The organism is Edaphovirga cremea (assembly GCF_003332275.1).
GTDB classification, from domain to species: Bacteria; Pseudomonadota; Gammaproteobacteria; order Enterobacterales; family Enterobacteriaceae; genus Edaphovirga; species Edaphovirga cremea.
In genome coordinates this window covers 424,497-441,017 of the sequence record NZ_QOVA01000002.1, presented here as the reverse complement: position 1 = coordinate 441,017, position 16,521 = coordinate 424,497, and the positions used below count along the sequence as shown (strand labels likewise).

At 47.0% G+C, this 16,521-nt stretch carries 14 protein-coding genes and 1 pseudogene; 3 read left to right on the top strand and 12 right to left on the bottom strand.

Annotated features, from left to right (window positions below; translation table 11 throughout):
• Nucleotides 1-49: 49 nt before the first annotated feature.
• Together dctA and DRI82_RS04910 are read left to right on the top strand one after the other, a co-directional pair.
• Entirely contained in the window at nt 50-1,351 is a 1,302-nt protein-coding gene (dctA, locus tag DRI82_RS04915) for a C4-dicarboxylate transporter DctA (protein ID WP_114192367.1), read from the top strand.
• Between the two features lie 10 nt (nt 1,352-1,361).
• Nucleotides 1,362-2,057, top strand: a complete 696-nt coding sequence (locus tag DRI82_RS04910; RefSeq protein WP_114192366.1) for an RraA family protein — start codon at nt 1,362-1,364, stop codon at nt 2,055-2,057.
• Between the two features lie 211 nt (nt 2,058-2,268).
• Here the strand turns inward: DRI82_RS04910 and dcuC are convergent, their stop codons facing one another.
• From dcuC to DRI82_RS04895, 3 genes are all read right to left on the bottom strand, one after another.
• A complete protein-coding gene (gene dcuC, locus DRI82_RS04905) occupies nt 2,269-3,639 on the bottom strand; it encodes a C4-dicarboxylate transporter DcuC (protein WP_114192365.1) in 1,371 nt (456 codons plus the stop codon).
• Nucleotides 3,640-3,660: 21 nt separating this feature from the next.
• The gene (locus tag DRI82_RS04900) at nt 3,661-4,479 is read right to left on the bottom strand and encodes an alpha/beta fold hydrolase (protein ID WP_157968015.1); all 819 of its coding nucleotides are present in this window, start codon (nt 4,477-4,479) and stop codon (nt 3,661-3,663) included.
• 150 nt (nt 4,480-4,629) lie between these two features.
• Nucleotides 4,630-5,487: a MurR/RpiR family transcriptional regulator gene (locus tag DRI82_RS04895; RefSeq protein WP_114192363.1), complete on the bottom strand. Its 858-nt coding sequence runs from the start codon at nt 5,485-5,487 to the stop codon at nt 4,630-4,632.
• A gap of 546 nt (nt 5,488-6,033) precedes the next feature.
• On the opposite strand from DRI82_RS04895, the gene DRI82_RS04890 reads away from it, so the two are divergent.
• Entirely contained in the window at nt 6,034-7,089 is a 1,056-nt protein-coding gene (locus tag DRI82_RS04890; protein ID WP_114192362.1) for an NAD(P)-dependent alcohol dehydrogenase, read from the top strand.
• A gap of 64 nt (nt 7,090-7,153) precedes the next feature.
• Here the strand turns inward: DRI82_RS04890 and DRI82_RS04885 are convergent, their stop codons facing one another.
• The 9 genes and pseudogenes from DRI82_RS04885 to DRI82_RS04845 all read right to left on the bottom strand — a co-directional run bounded on the left by DRI82_RS04885 (nt 7,154) and on the right by DRI82_RS04845 (nt 16,471).
• Nucleotides 7,154-7,441, bottom strand: a complete 288-nt coding sequence (locus tag DRI82_RS04885) for a ferredoxin family protein (protein ID WP_114192361.1) — start codon at nt 7,439-7,441, stop codon at nt 7,154-7,156.
• Entirely contained in the window at nt 7,438-8,727 is a 1,290-nt protein-coding gene (locus DRI82_RS04880) for an FAD-dependent oxidoreductase (RefSeq protein ID WP_114192360.1), read from the bottom strand. The genes DRI82_RS04885 and DRI82_RS04880 overlap by 4 nt, the downstream gene beginning before the upstream one ends.
• Before the next feature lie 99 nt (nt 8,728-8,826).
• Nucleotides 8,827-9,771 carry an FAD-binding protein gene (locus tag DRI82_RS04875; RefSeq protein ID WP_114192359.1) on the bottom strand — a complete coding sequence of 315 codons (945 nt, stop codon included), beginning with the start codon at nt 9,769-9,771 and terminating at the stop codon, nt 8,827-8,829.
• A gap of 16 nt (nt 9,772-9,787) precedes the next feature.
• Nucleotides 9,788-10,478 (bottom strand): annotated as a pseudogene (locus DRI82_RS04870) (adenine nucleotide alpha hydrolase family protein).
• Nucleotides 10,479-10,763: 285 nt separating this feature from the next.
• Complete coding sequence (locus DRI82_RS04865) at nt 10,764-11,432, bottom strand: cyclic nucleotide-binding domain-containing protein (protein WP_157968014.1); 669 nt, start codon at nt 11,430-11,432, stop codon at nt 10,764-10,766.
• Nucleotides 11,433-11,640: 208 nt separating this feature from the next.
• The gene (locus DRI82_RS04860) at nt 11,641-12,735 is read right to left on the bottom strand and encodes an AMP-binding protein (protein WP_114192357.1); all 1,095 of its coding nucleotides are present in this window, start codon (nt 12,733-12,735) and stop codon (nt 11,641-11,643) included.
• Nucleotides 12,736-12,808: 73 nt separating this feature from the next.
• Nucleotides 12,809-14,077 (bottom strand): MFS transporter, encoded by a 1,269-nt coding sequence (locus DRI82_RS04855; RefSeq protein ID WP_114192356.1) that lies wholly within the window; start codon nt 14,075-14,077, stop codon nt 12,809-12,811.
• A 19-nt stretch (nt 14,078-14,096) separates the two neighbouring features.
• Nucleotides 14,097-15,311, bottom strand: a complete 1,215-nt coding sequence (locus DRI82_RS04850) for a CoA transferase (RefSeq protein ID WP_114192355.1) — start codon at nt 15,309-15,311, stop codon at nt 14,097-14,099.
• 14 nt (nt 15,312-15,325) lie between these two features.
• On the bottom strand, nt 15,326-16,471 hold the full coding sequence (locus DRI82_RS04845) for an acyl-CoA dehydrogenase (RefSeq protein ID WP_114192354.1): 1,146 nt from the start codon (nt 16,469-16,471) through the stop codon (nt 15,326-15,328).
• Between the last annotated feature and the right edge of the window lie 50 nt (nt 16,472-16,521).

Below are 16,521 nucleotides of genomic sequence, written 5' to 3'. Positions count from 1 at the left end.
TGTACCCATACCTTGCACAGAGCTCGGTTATTACGATGGAATGATAAACATGAAAAAAAAGCCATTTTATAAAGAGCTCTATTTCCAGGTGATAGTTGGGATTGTGGTCGGGGTTTCTCTCGGTTACTTCTTTCCTGACCTCGCCGTGAAAATGAAACCTCTCGGTGACGGCTTCATCAAATTGATTGCGATGATCATCGGGCCCATTATTTTCTGTACGGTAGTATCAGGTATTGCCGGTATGCGCGACATGAAAGAACTCGGTCGTGTGGGCGGGAAGGCACTGATCTACTTTAGCGTGATGTCGATAGTGGCGCTGGTTATTGGCCTGTTCGGCGGCCATATTATTCAGCCGGGTCTTGGGTTTAACATCGATCCCACTACGCTGGATACGTCAGCGCTGAACAAATATACCGAAAGTGCCAAGGACGTAAATCTGGTCGATTTTGCGATGAATATTATTCCCGCAACTTTCGTCAGTGCGTTCTCCTCAGGTAACGTTCTGGCGATTTTGCTGGTTTCCATTCTGTTCGGTTATTCGCTTTCCGCTATCGGTGATAAAGGCAAACCGGTCTTTAATTTTGTTGATAGCGCATCCAAAGTATTTTTCCATAATGTTCATCTGATTTCGAAACTCTCCTCTATCGGGGCATTCGGTGCTATTGCCTATACGATTGGTGCCTACGGATTGGCTTCGCTGATTCCGTTGATCAAGATGGTACTGGGATTTTATCTGCTGCTGATTGTCTTCGTACTGCTTATTTACGGCGCGATTGCCAGCTTCTGCCGCTTCAGTCTGCTTGCCTACCTGAAATTCATCAGGGAAGAACTGCTGATTATCCTGGGAACCGGCTCCTCATCCGTCGTGCTCCCGCAACTGATGGTCAAGCTGGAACGCATGGGCTGCCCGAAATCCGTTGTGGCGCTGGTCGTGCCATCCGGTTACTCCTTTAACCTTAACGGCACCAATCTGTACATGACGATGGCGATTCTGTTCATCGCCCAGGCCACCAACACGGAACTGTCGCTGACCAGCCAGATCATTCTGGTGCTGGTCGCCATGCTCACTTCCAAAGGTGCGGCAGGTGTGACCGGTGCAGCCTTCGTTATGCTCACCAGTACCCTGATCGTCCTGCCTGTTGTGCCTGTCGCCGGTATGGTCCTGATTCTGGGGATCCACCGTTTCGTGGGCACCGGACTGGCGATTGTCAACCTGATTGGCAACGGCATTGCCGCTATCGTTATCTCCGCCTGGGACGGCGTGCTGGACAGAAAAGTGATGCAGCAGACGTTCAAGCCTGACCAAAATGATGCGGGTGAATATCACTCTCAGGCCATCGATCAAAAATGAGGATAAAGCTATGAGCGTTGGATTCCGAGTATTTACTCAGCGCACGCTGCCTGCCCCTGAGCTGGTTGCGGCATTCAAAACCATTCCTGCGGCAAATATCGCTGACTGCATGGGACGCCTGAGCGCGATGAACAGCCAGATTCGTCTGCTCTCTGCACCGGTCACTGAAAATATGGTTGGCGTTGCGCTGACCGTAAAAGCGCGGGCCGGTGACAATCTGATGGTGCATAAAGCACTGAATATGTTGAGCCCTGGTGACGTACTGGTGGTGTCAAACGACGGCGGTACCAGTCAGGCGCTGATGGGTGAGATCATGCTGACCTACGCCAGACTGCAACAGGCTGCGGGCGTGGTGCTGGATGGCCCGGTGCGCGATCTCTACAACATTCAGCAGATGACCCTGCCAGTCTATGGCACCGGCAGTACGCCAGCCGGTCCTTATAAAGACGGGCCGGGCGAGGTGAATGTCCCGATCTCCTGCGGCGGTGTGCATATTAATCCTGGGGATATCATCGTCGGTGACGGCGACGGTGTTATTGTCATTCCCCAGCACGATGCAGAACGTTTATTGGCAGAAGCGCAGAAATACCAGTTGCACGACAGTGGTAAATTAACCGCCACGCAGGCCGGTGAAGCCGAACGCAGTTGGGTTGACCGGGATATGGCCAATAAGAAGTGTGAAATTATCGAGGGTGTTTACCTCTAAAAATAGTCCGTATCCGCATTGAGTTATATTCAAAACGTTATTGCAATAGAAATCGACACCAAGGGTATTAATATGACAAAGGGATCTGACATGACAATGCCAGATCCCTTTTTAACTGCCTACCTTTTACCTATTTACTCACTTACTTTCTTACTCACTTCTTGCTTACTCACTCACTTACTCACTTACTCACTTAAATCAAACCCATCACTTAATTCAAAATACCATTGATAATTAACATTGTGATGATACCGCCAACGGCAGGAATTACAGTTCGGCGAACAATCATGAACGGAGAACACTCACCCGCTTTACTCACCGCAATAATCACACCTGCGACAGGTGAAATCGATCTCCCCATACCGGCCATCAACTGCATAGGTAAAATCATGCTTACTGCGCTTTCGCCAAATTTAGTGGCAATCCCTGGAGCCAGCCCTGAGAACGAAAAGAAGGCGGCGACGCCAGAACCGGTCAAGGCAGCGGTAACGCAAACCAGCAGGGCCATCACAACCGTCATACTGCCGAAACCAAATCCAGCATTTTGAACAGTTTGGATAATGTAATCAACGGCACCTATGATTTGCAGGCCCTGGGCAAAGACATCCGCACAGACCAACAGGGAAACAATACTGGTAAACATTGAACCCATGCCGCGGAAAAAGACCTGAACGCCTTTACATACCGCTTTGAAATCCCGCTTAACGAACAGTTCACAGAAGAACGCCAGCATAGTACCCATGATCATCGCGGTGACAACGTCGACCTTGATGGTAGCGACAATCAACGGGCTGAATACAATAACCAGAACAACGGGGAAAATTGGCAGCAAGGCATAGAACCATGGAACCTTGTCACCCTCTTTCTGTTCCTGTTGTTCATGCGTTTGCTGTACGACAACGTGCCCGTCTTTGGCATCAAAGTAACGTGCGGTGAAGAATATCAATACCGAGACCACCAGCATGACACCGACAGCGACCGGGAGTTGGTAATGGGCAAAATAAACCGCAGTTTCCATTCCTGCATGTTTCGCAGCCAGGTTAGCGGTACCTACCGCCGGGCCGAGGTCCATAAATGCCGACATACCAATCATTGATGCCGCGGCGGCCTTACTGACCCCCAAACGCACCAGGACCGGGAAAAACGTCACCAGCAAGAGCATGGCGAGGCCGGCCGCACTGGAGATCGCCACATGCAGAAGTTGGGATAAAATATAACCAATAGCCAGAATGACATAAGGGGCTCTAATCATCTGCAATGGCTTGATACACATATCCACCATCGAGTTGGAGGCTTTGATATGATCCATATAATCTGCAAAACCACCCGCAGCCATAATGATCAAACCAATTCCCGCCACCTGCGTGGTTAACGACTCTTTAACGAAAGCAAAAATATCGCCGCCTACCCAACCGATCGATTTTGATTTTGCATACAGTATCGATTGTTCAGGAAAGAATACGGCCGTAATGGTTAACAAACTTAAACCGGCCAAGAGCAGAACCGTTTGCGGCTGGTAGTTTTTTATTATAAACCAGGCCGCTAACACGGTAACAAATATACCTATTAAGAATCCAGTCATCATATCTTCCTTAATATATAATTAGTTTTGGGAGATAAAATCATAAAGCAGCGCGTTATAATATTCTGGCGCTTGAAAATAAGGGGCATGCCCCAGACCAGGCATTTCGATATGTCGGGTGAACGGCACCAGCGAGAGAAGGTCTGCTTTGAGTTGCGGTTGCACCACGGTATCTTTTTCGCCGGTCAGAATCAGCGCAGGAGCCTTAATCTTTGGCAACAACGGACGATTATCGGCAAGCTGGAGCATACGGGATGCGCGTCTCAGACCTTCAGGATTGGTTTCCGAGGCGATCATCGCGGCATAGGCCAGGACCGTTTCCGGCACATCATCAAACGGCAACAAATCACGCGCCCGGTTGCGGCCATAGGCTTCGCGACCAATCTCGGCGAGCTCTACCATGCGCTTTTCCAGTTTTTCTGACATGGGCGCGGTTTCAGGCGCCGCATAGCCAGGATGCGTGCAAGATAAAACCACACATTTGACCTTATCAGCATGCTCCACCGCATAACGACTGGCGAGTGTTCCACCCATCGAGTGCCCGACGATGGAGACTTTTTTACCTCCGCAAGTCTCAACGAGTTCGTCCAGCATCTGAATGTACTTATCGATATCGGCATCAACCAACGCGGACTCTCCGTAGCCCGGCGCATCCCATCCAATCACTTTGTAATGCGAGGATAAAGCTGCATACTGGAATGCCCACGCCTTGGAACTGCCCATCAGACCGTGCAGAAATATAACGGCATCGCCCTCACCACAGGAGCGGAATGTTAAATTCCCCTGCGATGTATTAATACTTTGTTGCTCCGGACAAATTGGAACTTCTTTATTGGACATGATAAAAACCTCATTTAATAGAATCAAAACCCGGCATTTCCCCCGTGTTTTGCTGTTACCTGAATATAATGACGCATGCTCATCGCGAGCAATTAGATGCATAGACGTAAAGCAAGTATTTACTTGAATAATCGATACTTTTATTAGTTTTTATTTACTGAAAACATTAAACTCTTCAAATAATGATTCCATAATATGGAAATTATCGCCCAGGTCATTACCGGCAACTTCGCCCATATAATTAACCAGCGCTTCAATAAGAACAAAACCAGAACTTCGACTATTGAAAAGCCCATTATGCTGGCTCTCCATAAGTAACAGCGCAGTGGCGAAGTGGCTGAAAGGATTGACAGCACGATCGGTAATTACCACGGTTTCGCCACGATTCTGATGAAACCACCTGATTAAACGCGTAGTGACGCTAGAAAATCGATAATAGGAGATCGCTAGCAACACATCACCTTTTCGTGAATCTATTAGCTTGTGCGGTAAATTCGCGATGTTGGCATCAAGCAACACGAGATCTTTTTTGATGTACCGGCCCAGCAGATAGAAATACTCGGCCAAAGAGTGTGCGGTAGCGCTTCCTATGATGTAAATTCTTCTTTCTGGGTCACAAATCAGTTCTATGGCTTTTTCCAAATCTTTCTTATTGATATTCTCCAACGTACCGGTAATATTTCCTGTTATCTCTTTGAAATGTCTATCAATATACTCCATCCCACTTTTAATCTTGCTTTCTTTATTATACCTTTCTATTGGAGAGATGTTTCTACGTTGCTCAGATTCAAGGGTGGATTTCTTAAAGTCCTGAAAACCATTGAACCCGATCTTCACCATAAAACGCCCTAGTGTTGACTTGGCAATATTAATTTCTTCACAGATATCAATGACTTTACTGTAAGGTATTGACATGAAATGCTTATCAAAATAGTCAATGATGCGAATATCTGTCTCTGTCAGGTTGTCTAACTGAGCAATACGCTGAGAGAACTCTGTTTTGTTCATATCATTTTTGCCTCACCGTAAAGTTCTTTCTCATTAATAACAAAACCCATGGGATAGGAAAGGGGAATTGAAAATTCCCTTTGCAGAATTGTGTGTCATCTCTCATTCCCTCCCAATTACTCAGATTCCCGGTAGTGCATTGCTGCGCTTCGCTGCACCGCGTAGCGTCTCGCGTGGTCTCTCACCAGTATATCGAAACTTATGAGTTCGATTCATATACTCATGCACATTTCTGGATCTAATCTTCCCACCGAAATTTGCTACTCTTTATGCTGTCCTCGTGAGGTTTTTTTACTGAGCAGAACGTCTGTCGCCTTGATGAATTTTGCTCATGGCGCCTATCGTCTTTTGTTATCTGGTTCTTAAAAAAGAAGGGAGGTACCGTTACTTTACTCGATATTAACCCCGGCAGCCTTGGTCGACGTGGAGGAAAAAGTCACCGACGCGCGGTATAAAAAGTAGCGTCGAGGTAAGTTGTGGCGCAAGGTATCGGAGGCTAGATCGATCCCACCTACGCTATTGAACTCATGAAATTGGAGTACAAACATGACCATGAAAGTGCTCGGTTATGCTGCAAAGTCAGCACAAGTTCCTTTGGCACCGCTCGAATTTACCCGACGCGATCCGCGCCCTGATGATGTCGTCATCGAAGTGTTGTATTGCGGCGTCTGTCATTCCGATCTTCATCAGGCTCGTAATGACTGGGGCTTCAGTACCTATCCGCTGGTTCCGGGTCACGAAGTGATTGGCTGCGTGACGTCAGTTGGCAAAGAGGTCACCAAATTCAAGCCCGGTGACTATGCCGGGATTGGCTGTATGGTAGATTCATGTCGGAAATGCCCGCCCTGCAAAGATGGGCTGGAGCAGTATTGCGAAGAGGGCAATGTGCAGACGTATAATGGCGTCGATCGCCATGACCACCTGCCTACCTACGGCGGTTATTCGCAAACCATCGTTTCCTCGCAAGATTTCGTTCTGCGCGTGCCTACCGGCATGGATCTCAAGTCCACCGCCCCGCTGCTGTGCGCCGGTATCACCACCTGGTCTCCGCTGCGCCACTGGAAAGTAGGCAAAGGCAGTAAAGTCGCCGTCGTTGGTTTGGGTGGTTTGGGTCATATGGCGCTGAAGCTGGCGAATGCGCTGGGGGCGGAAGTCACGCTATTCACGCGTTCACCAAGCAAAGAAGCCGATGCCCGCCGTCTCGGTGCACACAATATCGTGTTATCTACGGATGATGCACAGATGGCGGCGGTGAAGGGTCAGTTTGATCTGATAATTGATACCGTTCCCTACGCTCATGATATTAACCCGTATGTGCCGACGCTGAATCTGGATGGCACTCTGGTGTTTGTTGGTTTCCTGGGAGATATCAATCCGATGCTTAACACCGTGACGTTGATTCTGGGGCGGCGTTCCATTGCCGGTTCATGCATCGGTGGCATTGCAGAAACCCAGGAAATGCTGGATTTCTGCGCAGAACACGGCATCACCTCAGACGTTGAAATGATCAACATGAAAGATATCAATGACGCTTACGAACGCATGCTGAAAAGCGATGTGAAATACCGCTTCGTTATTGATATGGCGACGCTTCAGGCGTAATAAGTGGTTAACACCAGACGTACCCCTGTTACTTATCGGTATGTCTGGTGGTCTTGATCCATTGTCAGCCATGCCTGAACTCTACGCCAAAAGAGCCGCGCGGATATTGCCATTTTTCCAGGATTGTTTTATTGCAGAGAACCCGGCACGTACCGCACTCCAGGCAGCCCGCATGATCAAAATGCACCGTTCCCTTGTCATCAAGCTGATAGAGACCCGCCGGACAGGCAATAATCAACTTTTTCAGTTCAGTAAGATCCGGGGAGTCAACCAGCACAATATGTGCTTCCTCTTCATCGACATAAAACTTGTTTGCACTCAGTTTCGCTGCAACGTTGACAGTTTCGCTCATATTGCCCTCCCGCCTTTCACCGCATCCTTGATGAGATTGATGTAACCTACTTTCTTGCAGTGTTTCATGATGTTACGTCGCAAAGGGATGCCGGGTCGCCCATTGACAGTGAACAGATCGCTGACAATACCGCTCACCATTTGCGGATATTCATTGTAGATTCTTGATGTACCCAGCAAATTAGGCAACTTGTTGTAAAGTTTGAGATCTTGCATTAAGAAACTCTCTTCCAAGAGCTTTTCATAAACAGACAGGCTGGCCTGGCTATAATCATTTTTCTCACGCGCCTGTAACACGGCCTGTGCCGCAGCCTCTGCTGACGCCACCGCCAAGTCCATACCCCGGATTGTAAATCCCATATTGAGGCAAAAACCCGCAGCATCCCCGACAATAACCACACCGTCACGACACAGTTTTGGCATCATTTTTAAACCGGCTTCCGGCACAAGGTGTGCCGAATACTCAATGACCTCCCCGCCCTCAATTAATGGTTTAATCGTAGGATGATTTTTAAAATCCTCGAGCATTTGTGGAACGCTTTTCGTTGAGGACTCAATATCATGCAAGCCGCAGACAATCCCTAACGATACCGTGGACTGATTGGTATAAAGGAACCCGCCGCCCATCAATTTATTGGATGGCATTCCCGCAAAAAGCCAGGCGACGCCTTCATTGCCCCTGATGTTAAAACGCGCCTCAATTTGATCCTGGGGTAACTTGATCAACTCTTTGACGCCGACCCCCACTGATTCGGCAGAAATGGGCTTAACCATGCCTAACTTTTCGCCCAATATAGAATTGCATCCATCGGCAAGAATCACCGTATTTGAACGCAACTCATCTCCTCCTGCTTTAACCCCGACGACTTTCCCATCCTCAACCCAAAGATCATCAACCCGTATTCCGGTAATGAACTGAGCGCCCGCCGCCTCGGCCTTGCCCATCAACCAGGGATCAAACTGCCCACGCAGAATCGAATAGGATTCCTCTGTAGGGTTATTTTTCTCTTTGGCGTGATAGTCCAACGTCACCGAATCTTCCGCTGTCATGAATGATATTTTTTCGCGGGTGATCAACCGTTCAACCGGCGCTTCCCTGGCAAACCCTGGCATAATCTTTTCAAGACTGTGGGCATAAATACGCCCGCCAGTCATATTTTTGCTACCAGCGTAATTGCCTCTTTCGATGACCAAAACGTCAGCACCGGCTTTAGCTAAAATATAGGCGGCCACGCTTCCAGCAATACCGGCCCCAACAATGATGGTATCAAAGGTATCATCAGACATAAGTTACTCCCTTGCTGCTTTATTTGGCCCGCTAGAAAAACCGCCATGATTAGGTATAACCGCCTTCCTGCAACCCGAATTATTAAGGGGATACCATGGCTAATTTTTATAAGCGGCCATAATGGCAGGAACCACTTTGTACAAATCGCCGACCAGACCATAGTCAGCCTTTTGAAAGATGGGGGCATTTTTGTCTTTGTTAACGGCAATAATCGTTTGGGCACCATTAATACCCACCATATGCTGAATTTGCCCTGAAACACCCAATGCCAGATAGACATCAGGCTTCAGCATGACGCCAGAAACACCAATGTAGCGATCCGGATCCACCCATTTTTCACCTTCGGCAATGGGCCGCGTGCACCCCATTTCGGCACCGATAGCGACACAGAGTTCTTCAATCATCTGAAGATCTTCTTTCGCAGACAAACCACGCCCAACGCCAACCACACGCTGCGCCTGCCGCAAATCCGTGCGTTCCCCTTGCTTCACTTGTCGGCCGATACATTTGATACGACTGACAGGCTCCACAAAGGTTGCCGGAATAATTTCTCCCGTTTTTGCGGGGTCTTCCGGTAAGGGCTCCACGCTTTCAGAACTGAGCGTGATAATGGCTATTGGGGTATCAATCCGTTCTTCACTCAGTGCCAATCCGCCATAAACCATGCGTGTTGCGATAAGTTTCTGCTCATCCAGTTTCACACTGGAGACATCGTTGATTACCCCAGCTTTTAGCAATACGCTCAATTTCCCGGCGATCGCCTTGCAACACGAGGTGGAGTTCATAAACAATGCCGTCGGTTGCTGCCCGGCAGAAATAAGCTGTGCAAAACTTAAGGCATACTCTTCGATTAACCGCGTGCCATCTTCGTAATTAAACTGGAATACCCGATCGGCGCCGTATACCAAAGCCTGACTCGCCGTATCCAATGCCGTAATATTGATGACGTTGACTTGATCTGCGTAGACTTTTCCCGCGGCGATCAACTCAGGGTATTTGGATCCGCTATCACTAAATACCCATACACAAGGTAATTTGCTCATTTCCCGCTCCATTCAGTCAAATTAATGCCGTTTTCAAATGGGTTATAAATGTCGCAATCTGCTCTTCACTGTCACCTTCAATAATGATGTTCTTCCTTGATGTCTGTTCCGGTGCAGCAATGGAAGATATGCAGGTCAATTCAGCCAACGCGCCGAGGTCTATCACTTCACGGTTATAGGTTGTGGTGGGCTTTTTACCCGCACCTAAAATAGCTTTCATCGTTGGGATACGCGGAATATTGATATCTGTGGTTACTGAAATGACTGCGGGTAACGGCATTGATCGTCGGTAGATTCAGCATTTCACCAAGCAGCATACCCACTTGCTGGGCATACCTGTCACCTGAACCATCACCGCAGATGATCACGTCAAAACCTATTTTAAGAACGGAATGAGAAAGAATTTGGGCCGTTTGATACGCAGAGATCTGATGAAATTGCTCATCCACGACCAGAGCCAAGGAGTCGGGGCCTCTTGAGAGGACGTCTTTACGCACCTTGGTATTGTTTAGATATTCCCCGCCAACGCTTAACGCGACGACTTCTCCCCCAGCCGCCATTGCCACCAGTTCACTGGCAGCTTCTATGGCATTAAGATCAAACTGACTTATTTTTGGTGCAGCAGTGGTCAGGTTGAGACTTCTGTCAGCATTCACAGAAATGTCCTGTTCTTCGGGTACCAATTTAAAACAGACAATGGTTTTCATAATGACCTCTTCAGATAGCGCCGAAATTTTTTGGTCGCGCTCCAACATATCTTCTGAAAGCACGTTTATTTTAAGAGGGTAGCAATTCATATTTTTTAAAAACAGGATATTACCAGGTAGTTTTTATGAAAATTTTCATAAAAAGTTAAAATTTATTTTATTGCCATGGGAGATAGCGTAGAGTGAAAATTAACGGAAATTGAAAACAAAAATCCCCACAGCGCGTAACAAAACGCTGCAAGGGTTTTCGTATTATTGAGGTCGCTCACCCCTCATTTATATCCTTCAAACCGGATCGCACACGGTTTCTTTCAATCGGGAAGAGTGATCAGAAAAATGATAGTCTGGTGTTGGCTCGTGGATTACCACATCATGTTTGTACAAAGAGTCGGCAATATCTTTATCCAGAAGGTCAACGTGTACAAAAGACCCTTCTATGGTTTTTTTATAAAGTTGTTCTTTCTTCCACTCAAGCAAGGTGTTATCCAATGTTAGCAGGCTACAGAAAACAATCTCACAATACTCTTCCCGCGTTAGCTTGTAAGGGAGACGTATCCAGCCGTTTGCATCTGGTAATGAACCAGAATGTCTCGCCAGTGCTTTGAATAATAAAATAAGTCTATATTTACAGGGGAAAATAAAATTGCAATGACAGCTTCTCAAAGAACTCTCCGCATTGCCGCCATACATCTGATAAATCAAATGTCTTATTTCCTCATCTTCCTCCATCAATGCGTAAATTTTCTCGAAGGGTGTAATGTACACCTCCGAATGGCGCAAGGCCAGAATGCGTATTTTTACTTTCCCTGGTGAAAAAAAATTAATAAAATTCGCCATGCAACCCGGCGGAGTAATTTCCAAAAAACTCTGTTTGGTTAAAATTGGCGTTTCACGGATTCGGCCAATCACTCCAGATTTTACATATACAAAACTTTTGATAATATCTTTATTCACAAGAAATTGTTTTTTCTGCAACGTAACGAATTTACCATGCATCTTCAAAATTTGAGAAAGTCGATTCTCAATGCGTGGCGGGACGTAGGGTGTTATATAAATGTCATCTGGTCTGTATATAGACAACCTCCATAAAAAAGCATGAAGTATCAATTTACTAACATTAATCGCAGAATCGTTTCATTATCAAAACATAAACTAACCCTACTCATATTTCTACACTGTGACTCACAGTTCCCAACAATTGCTTAAGTTCAGAGCGGCGAATTTTATCCGTTTCCGTCATGGGTATTTTTTCCAGATAAATAACCTTCTTCGGTCTGTAATAAGCGGGAAGAACTTCATTAACCGCAGCAATGTCAATGTTTTGCTCGGAAACGAGAACCAATACTTCACCAAACTTCTCATCGGACACGGATGAAATAGCAAAATTACCTGAAATAACTGATTTCAACAGACTTTCCACCGTCTCAATATGAATTTTTATTCCACCGCTGTTAATCGTATTGTCTTTACGTCCAATGATCTGGAAACTTCCATCATCAAATACCACGCCCACATCATTGGAATGCAGTAACCCCTCAGCAACGCGCGGGGCATTAATAATCAATGTGTCATCTTCAGCAAGGGAGACCGTCACATCCGCAAACGGAATGTAGCGTTCAGAAACTTCTGGGCCACTGACTCTTCTCATGGCTATGTGGGAAACGGTTTCTGCCATACCATACGTCGAATAAATTGAATTAGGAAAATCACGCAAAACCATCCCAATTTCCTTGCTGATTCCTCCCCCGACGATGATCAGATTCTTTATTGTCGCCAAGGCTTTTTTATCAAACTCTTCTTTTATGCTGTTATAAACCTGCAATGCCGTGAGAGAAGCAAAATCCATTTTCCCGCAAAAAGTATTATTCAGTGGCCTGCCGCCAGGAACGAGGATAAATAAATTCATCCCGATGACCAGGGATCTGATAACCATCATTGTTCCCGCAATATAAGGTAGCGGCAAGCAAAGAAGAGCCTTTTTCCCTGGCTTTAAAGCGAAAAAATCACGGGTATAATCGATACTGCGTAATATCTGCTCTTTCCCCACCTTCATATCTTTGGATCTGCCCATGGACCCCGAACTCTTGATGGTTATTGTTGGTGACTCTGAATACCACTCTTTGATTAATCCATAGACCGCATGGTGAAACTCAGACTGGTGAGCAAAATCAGGTACTTCACCCTTTAACAGTGAACTGACTTGATACTTTTTATTATCAATAGTGAAGGTTTGGTTAACTTTCTCTGAATCACACATAAGTCATCCTCCTTTTTTACCTGTAATTCCCTACCTGCACCTCGCATTATTTATGGGTATACAGGCAATGATTCTATCCGCGTTGCAAACTTTGGGGATCATAGAGTTTTTCTTTAATAAACAAGGCCGGAATCGCCCCGCAAAGCAGATAAGCGCCTCCCATAATCAAGAATCCTAATCCAATAGACCACGAGGCAAGATAGCCGATCAATAATGGGGCCGCCGCCGCACCGACGCGTCCCATGTTGTACGCAAAGCCCACCGCACTTCCTCTGATACTGGTTTCAAAGCTTTCTGTCATATACGTTGCATTGACTCCGTAGGGTGCGCCATACAAAAATCCGAAGATAACCAACAGATAAGCAATATTGTCCGGTGTATTATATAAAACCACCACGGGCAGAAAAAATGCTGTCGCCACCGCGGAAACGGAGAAGACAATACGTCGGCCAAAATAATCTGCCAACCACCCCGCAATCACCTTGCCCAGAATCATCGCGGTATAAACTCCGACCATGTATCCACTCAGGGTTCTGAAATCAATCGCCAACTCTTGTTCCAAATACGCTGGAAACCATGTGTTTACACCAAAATAGCCAAATTGCAGCGCGCATGATGTCAAAATCCATAATAACAGTACCCTACGTTGCAGCGGATTCTCCGCCATCGTCTTAATCAACCCCCTCTTTTGCACCCGGCCTGATTTACCTTGCGCACGTTTCTCCCTCTGCAAGGCCAACCAACCGGGAGGTTCTGGAATAAATGCCCGGATGAAAACAGCGAGTACGATGGGAATAAGGCAAAGATAGAATAACCAGCGCCAACCATAGAGAGGCAATAGGTAGGCGGCCAACGCTGTCGCAACAATATATCCCACAGACCAACCTGATTGTAATGCCCCCAATACCGTCGTTCGCCATTTGGTGGGAACAAATTCAGCCATGAGGGTATTGCAGACAACGTACTCAGCTCCCAAACCCAAACCGGAAATGAAACGGAAAAAAACGATCTGCTCATAATTGCTCGAAAAACCAATGGCTGCCGTGCCGATTGAAAAAACAGCGATACTCCATACCACCGTCTTGACGCGTCCAAACCGATCCGCCGCCCATCCGCCAAAAATACCGCCGATAGCCATGCCTATCAGCGTCACGCTTCCCAGCCCACCAATCTGAATGTTCGTCAGGCCAAACTCAGCCTTTATTTTGGTCAGGCAAAAAGAGAGAATAATCAAATCTGCACCGTCAGCCATCATGCCAAGAAAGCAAGAAATGAAGATCATTATCACAACAAATCTTTCAGATCTTCCTGTCATCACCTGCTGTGCAGATTTGATATTCATATCCTTATCTCGACGCTTTTCAAGAGGTTACCTTCGTCAGAATTTTACTCTTATAAAACTCGGCGATCTCTTCAGCGCTATATCCCAAACCAGACAACACCTCTTCATTATCTGCTCCATATTTGGGCGCGCCACGCCAAATCGTTCCGGGATTGTTCTTAAAGCGCAGTAGTGTATTGGGTCCCTTAATCGGTTTACCGTCAGCATCATCCCATTGGGCAATAACCTGACGCGCCTTGTATTGCGGGTGATCCTCCATTCTATCGTGCGTCATAATGGGACTTGCCAAAATCCCTACTTTATTCAATTCCCGGTCCGCCTCATCAACGGTTCGGCCAGCACAATACTCAGCAAGTTTCTCTTCCAGCAGTTTGGCACCTTTTGTCCCGGTAGGGGTAAATTGCCAGTTTTCAGGAATGTCCTCGCTGCCGTGTTGGAGGCCCAGGAAGGGCAATCCTTTTTTCATGGCGCTAATTCCGGCAGGAGCGCAATAGATGCTGCCGTCTTTACAGGTATAGGTTTTCCACGCGCCGTATTTCGGATTATTGAGACCCGCACGCTTATATTCGATGCCTTTATTGAGATAATTCATCAAGGCATCACCCATGCTGTAAATCAGTGTTTCATACTGGGCAATATCGATGCTGTCGCCTTTGCCTGTTTTTTGCGCCTTTATATAGGCAGCCAAACAGGCCCAGGAGGCATAAATGGCCGTGTAGTAGTCGCAAACATAAGGGTTGGTAATCATCGGAGGCTCAGGTTCAGCCAGTCCATTCATAGAACTGATGCCACCAAAAGCCTGCCCTATTGCATCCCACGATCCTCTTGAAGTGTATTCAGGCAGACCCGTTTGACCAAATCCCGAGACATGGGCAATGACCAATTTTGGATTACTTTCCCAAAGGGCCTCATCATCCAATCCCCAGCGGCCCCATTGCCCAGCCTTTGAGCTTTCAATAAAAATATCGTGTTCTTTAATGAGCTTGAGAAATATCTCCCGTCCTTCGTCCGTTGGTACGTTCATGGCAATAGCGCGCTGATTTCTGTGCATTTGCTGAAATACGGAGCCCGTTCTGATCATATCAGGCGCGACTGTGCTCTCAATGGAAAGCACTTCAGCCCCATAGTCAGCCATCAGGCTTGCCGCGAATGGCCCCGCATACGCGACGCCAGAAACCAGCACCTTTACCCCGGCAAGGGGGCCAAACGCAGGAGGCAAATTGTTCTTATCCATAGAAATTGCTCCTCTTATTTGCTTGCTGCCTTGAGCATGGCCTTGGCGGCGATATAGACCATGATTTCATCCGTGCCGCCACCGATACGGCCAACACGGAGATCGCGCCACATCCGGGAAACGCGGTGGTCGTTGGTGTAACCGATGGAGCCAAAGATCTGCATGGCCTCATCCACCACTTCACATCCAGCCTGGGCACAGTAACGTTTTGCCAATGCCGACGTGATCTGAATAGAGATGCCGTTGTCTTTTTCCCATGCGCATTTGTAGAGGAAATTGCGCATGTTATGCAGTTTTATCTGCATATCGACCAGCTTTTGCTGAATCATTTGGAAGGAGCCAATTTTTTGGCCGAACTGAACGCGCTGGGTCGCATATAGCAACGCATCATCAAAAGCAGCCTGTGCACAACCTAATGATCCCGCACACATAACGAGCCGCTCAATCTCAAAGTTTTTCATTAACTGGAAGAAACCTTCATTGGGCTTACCCACCAGATCTTTTTCGTCCAGCTCGACATCTTCCATATAAACTTCACAAGATGGCCTCATGTTCCAGCCCACTTTGTCCAGTTTCTCAATTTTTACCCCTTTTTTGTCCAGAGGCAGGAACCACATGCTAATGCCTTTGACCGGCTTGGGATTGTCCAAATCACGGGTCATGCAGAGCATATAAGGGGAAAAGCTCGCATTGGTAATAAAGGTCTTATGCCCATTGATATAAACCTTGCCGTTCTTGTGAGTGGCAGTCGCGGTCATTGCAGAATTATCTGAACCGGCCTGAGGTTCTGAAATACCCAAACAGAGGGACGGTTTTCCTTGGGAAACCAAATCCATGGTGACTTTTTTCTGCTCATCACTGCCAAACGTCAGGATATCGTCAACGTAGATCAAATAGGAGGTCAGGTATGACGTTCCTGTCAATCTCGCCACCTCCTCGCAAAACATAATCAAGGTCAGATCATCAACAGGTGTACCGCCATATTCCTCTGGGATCCCCATTAACCCAAAACCGGCATCACATAATCCCTTCATAAATTCGATCGGATACTTATGTTGGGCATCGCAATCTTTAAAATAGGAATCTGGAAAATCCCTTGCGATGAACTCACCCAGGCTTTCCAAGAGAATTTGTTGTTCATCTGTTCTGCTAAAGTTCATATTCAATTGCCTCCAGGAGTCGAGCAAATAACCGGTACCACCGCAATATC

Excerpts from the sequence above, each read along its gene's own strand:
- dctA (WP_114192367.1), top strand. The coding sequence starts at position 50 with ATGAAAAAAAAGCCATTTTATAAAGAGCTCTATTTCCAGGTGATAGTT.
- dcuC (WP_114192365.1), bottom strand. The coding sequence starts at position 3,639 with ATGACTGGATTCTTAATAGGTATATTTGTTACCGTGTTAGCGGCCTGG.
- DRI82_RS04910 (WP_114192366.1), top strand. The coding sequence starts at position 1,362 with ATGAGCGTTGGATTCCGAGTATTTACTCAGCGCACGCTGCCTGCCCCT.
- DRI82_RS04880 (WP_114192360.1), bottom strand. The coding sequence starts at position 8,727 with ATGTCTGATGATACCTTTGATACCATCATTGTTGGGGCCGGTATTGCT.
- DRI82_RS04895 (WP_114192363.1), bottom strand. The coding sequence starts at position 5,487 with ATGAACAAAACAGAGTTCTCTCAGCGTATTGCTCAGTTAGACAACCTG.
- DRI82_RS04850 (WP_114192355.1), bottom strand. The coding sequence starts at position 15,311 with ATGGATAAGAACAATTTGCCTCCTGCGTTTGGCCCCCTTGCCGGGGTA.
- DRI82_RS04885 (WP_114192361.1), bottom strand. The coding sequence starts at position 7,441 with ATGAGCGAAACTGTCAACGTTGCAGCGAAACTGAGTGCAAACAAGTTT.
- DRI82_RS04855 (WP_114192356.1), bottom strand. The coding sequence starts at position 14,077 with ATGAATATCAAATCTGCACAGCAGGTGATGACAGGAAGATCTGAAAGA.
- DRI82_RS04900 (WP_157968015.1), bottom strand. The coding sequence starts at position 4,479 with ATGTCCAATAAAGAAGTTCCAATTTGTCCGGAGCAACAAAGTATTAAT.
- DRI82_RS04890 (WP_114192362.1), top strand. The coding sequence starts at position 6,034 with ATGACCATGAAAGTGCTCGGTTATGCTGCAAAGTCAGCACAAGTTCCT.
- DRI82_RS04875 (WP_114192359.1), bottom strand. The coding sequence starts at position 9,771 with ATGAGCAAATTACCTTGTGTATGGGTATTTAGTGATAGCGGATCCAAA.
- DRI82_RS04860 (WP_114192357.1), bottom strand. The coding sequence starts at position 12,735 with ATGTGTGATTCAGAGAAAGTTAACCAAACCTTCACTATTGATAATAAA.
- DRI82_RS04845 (WP_114192354.1), bottom strand. The coding sequence starts at position 16,471 with ATGAACTTTAGCAGAACAGATGAACAACAAATTCTCTTGGAAAGCCTG.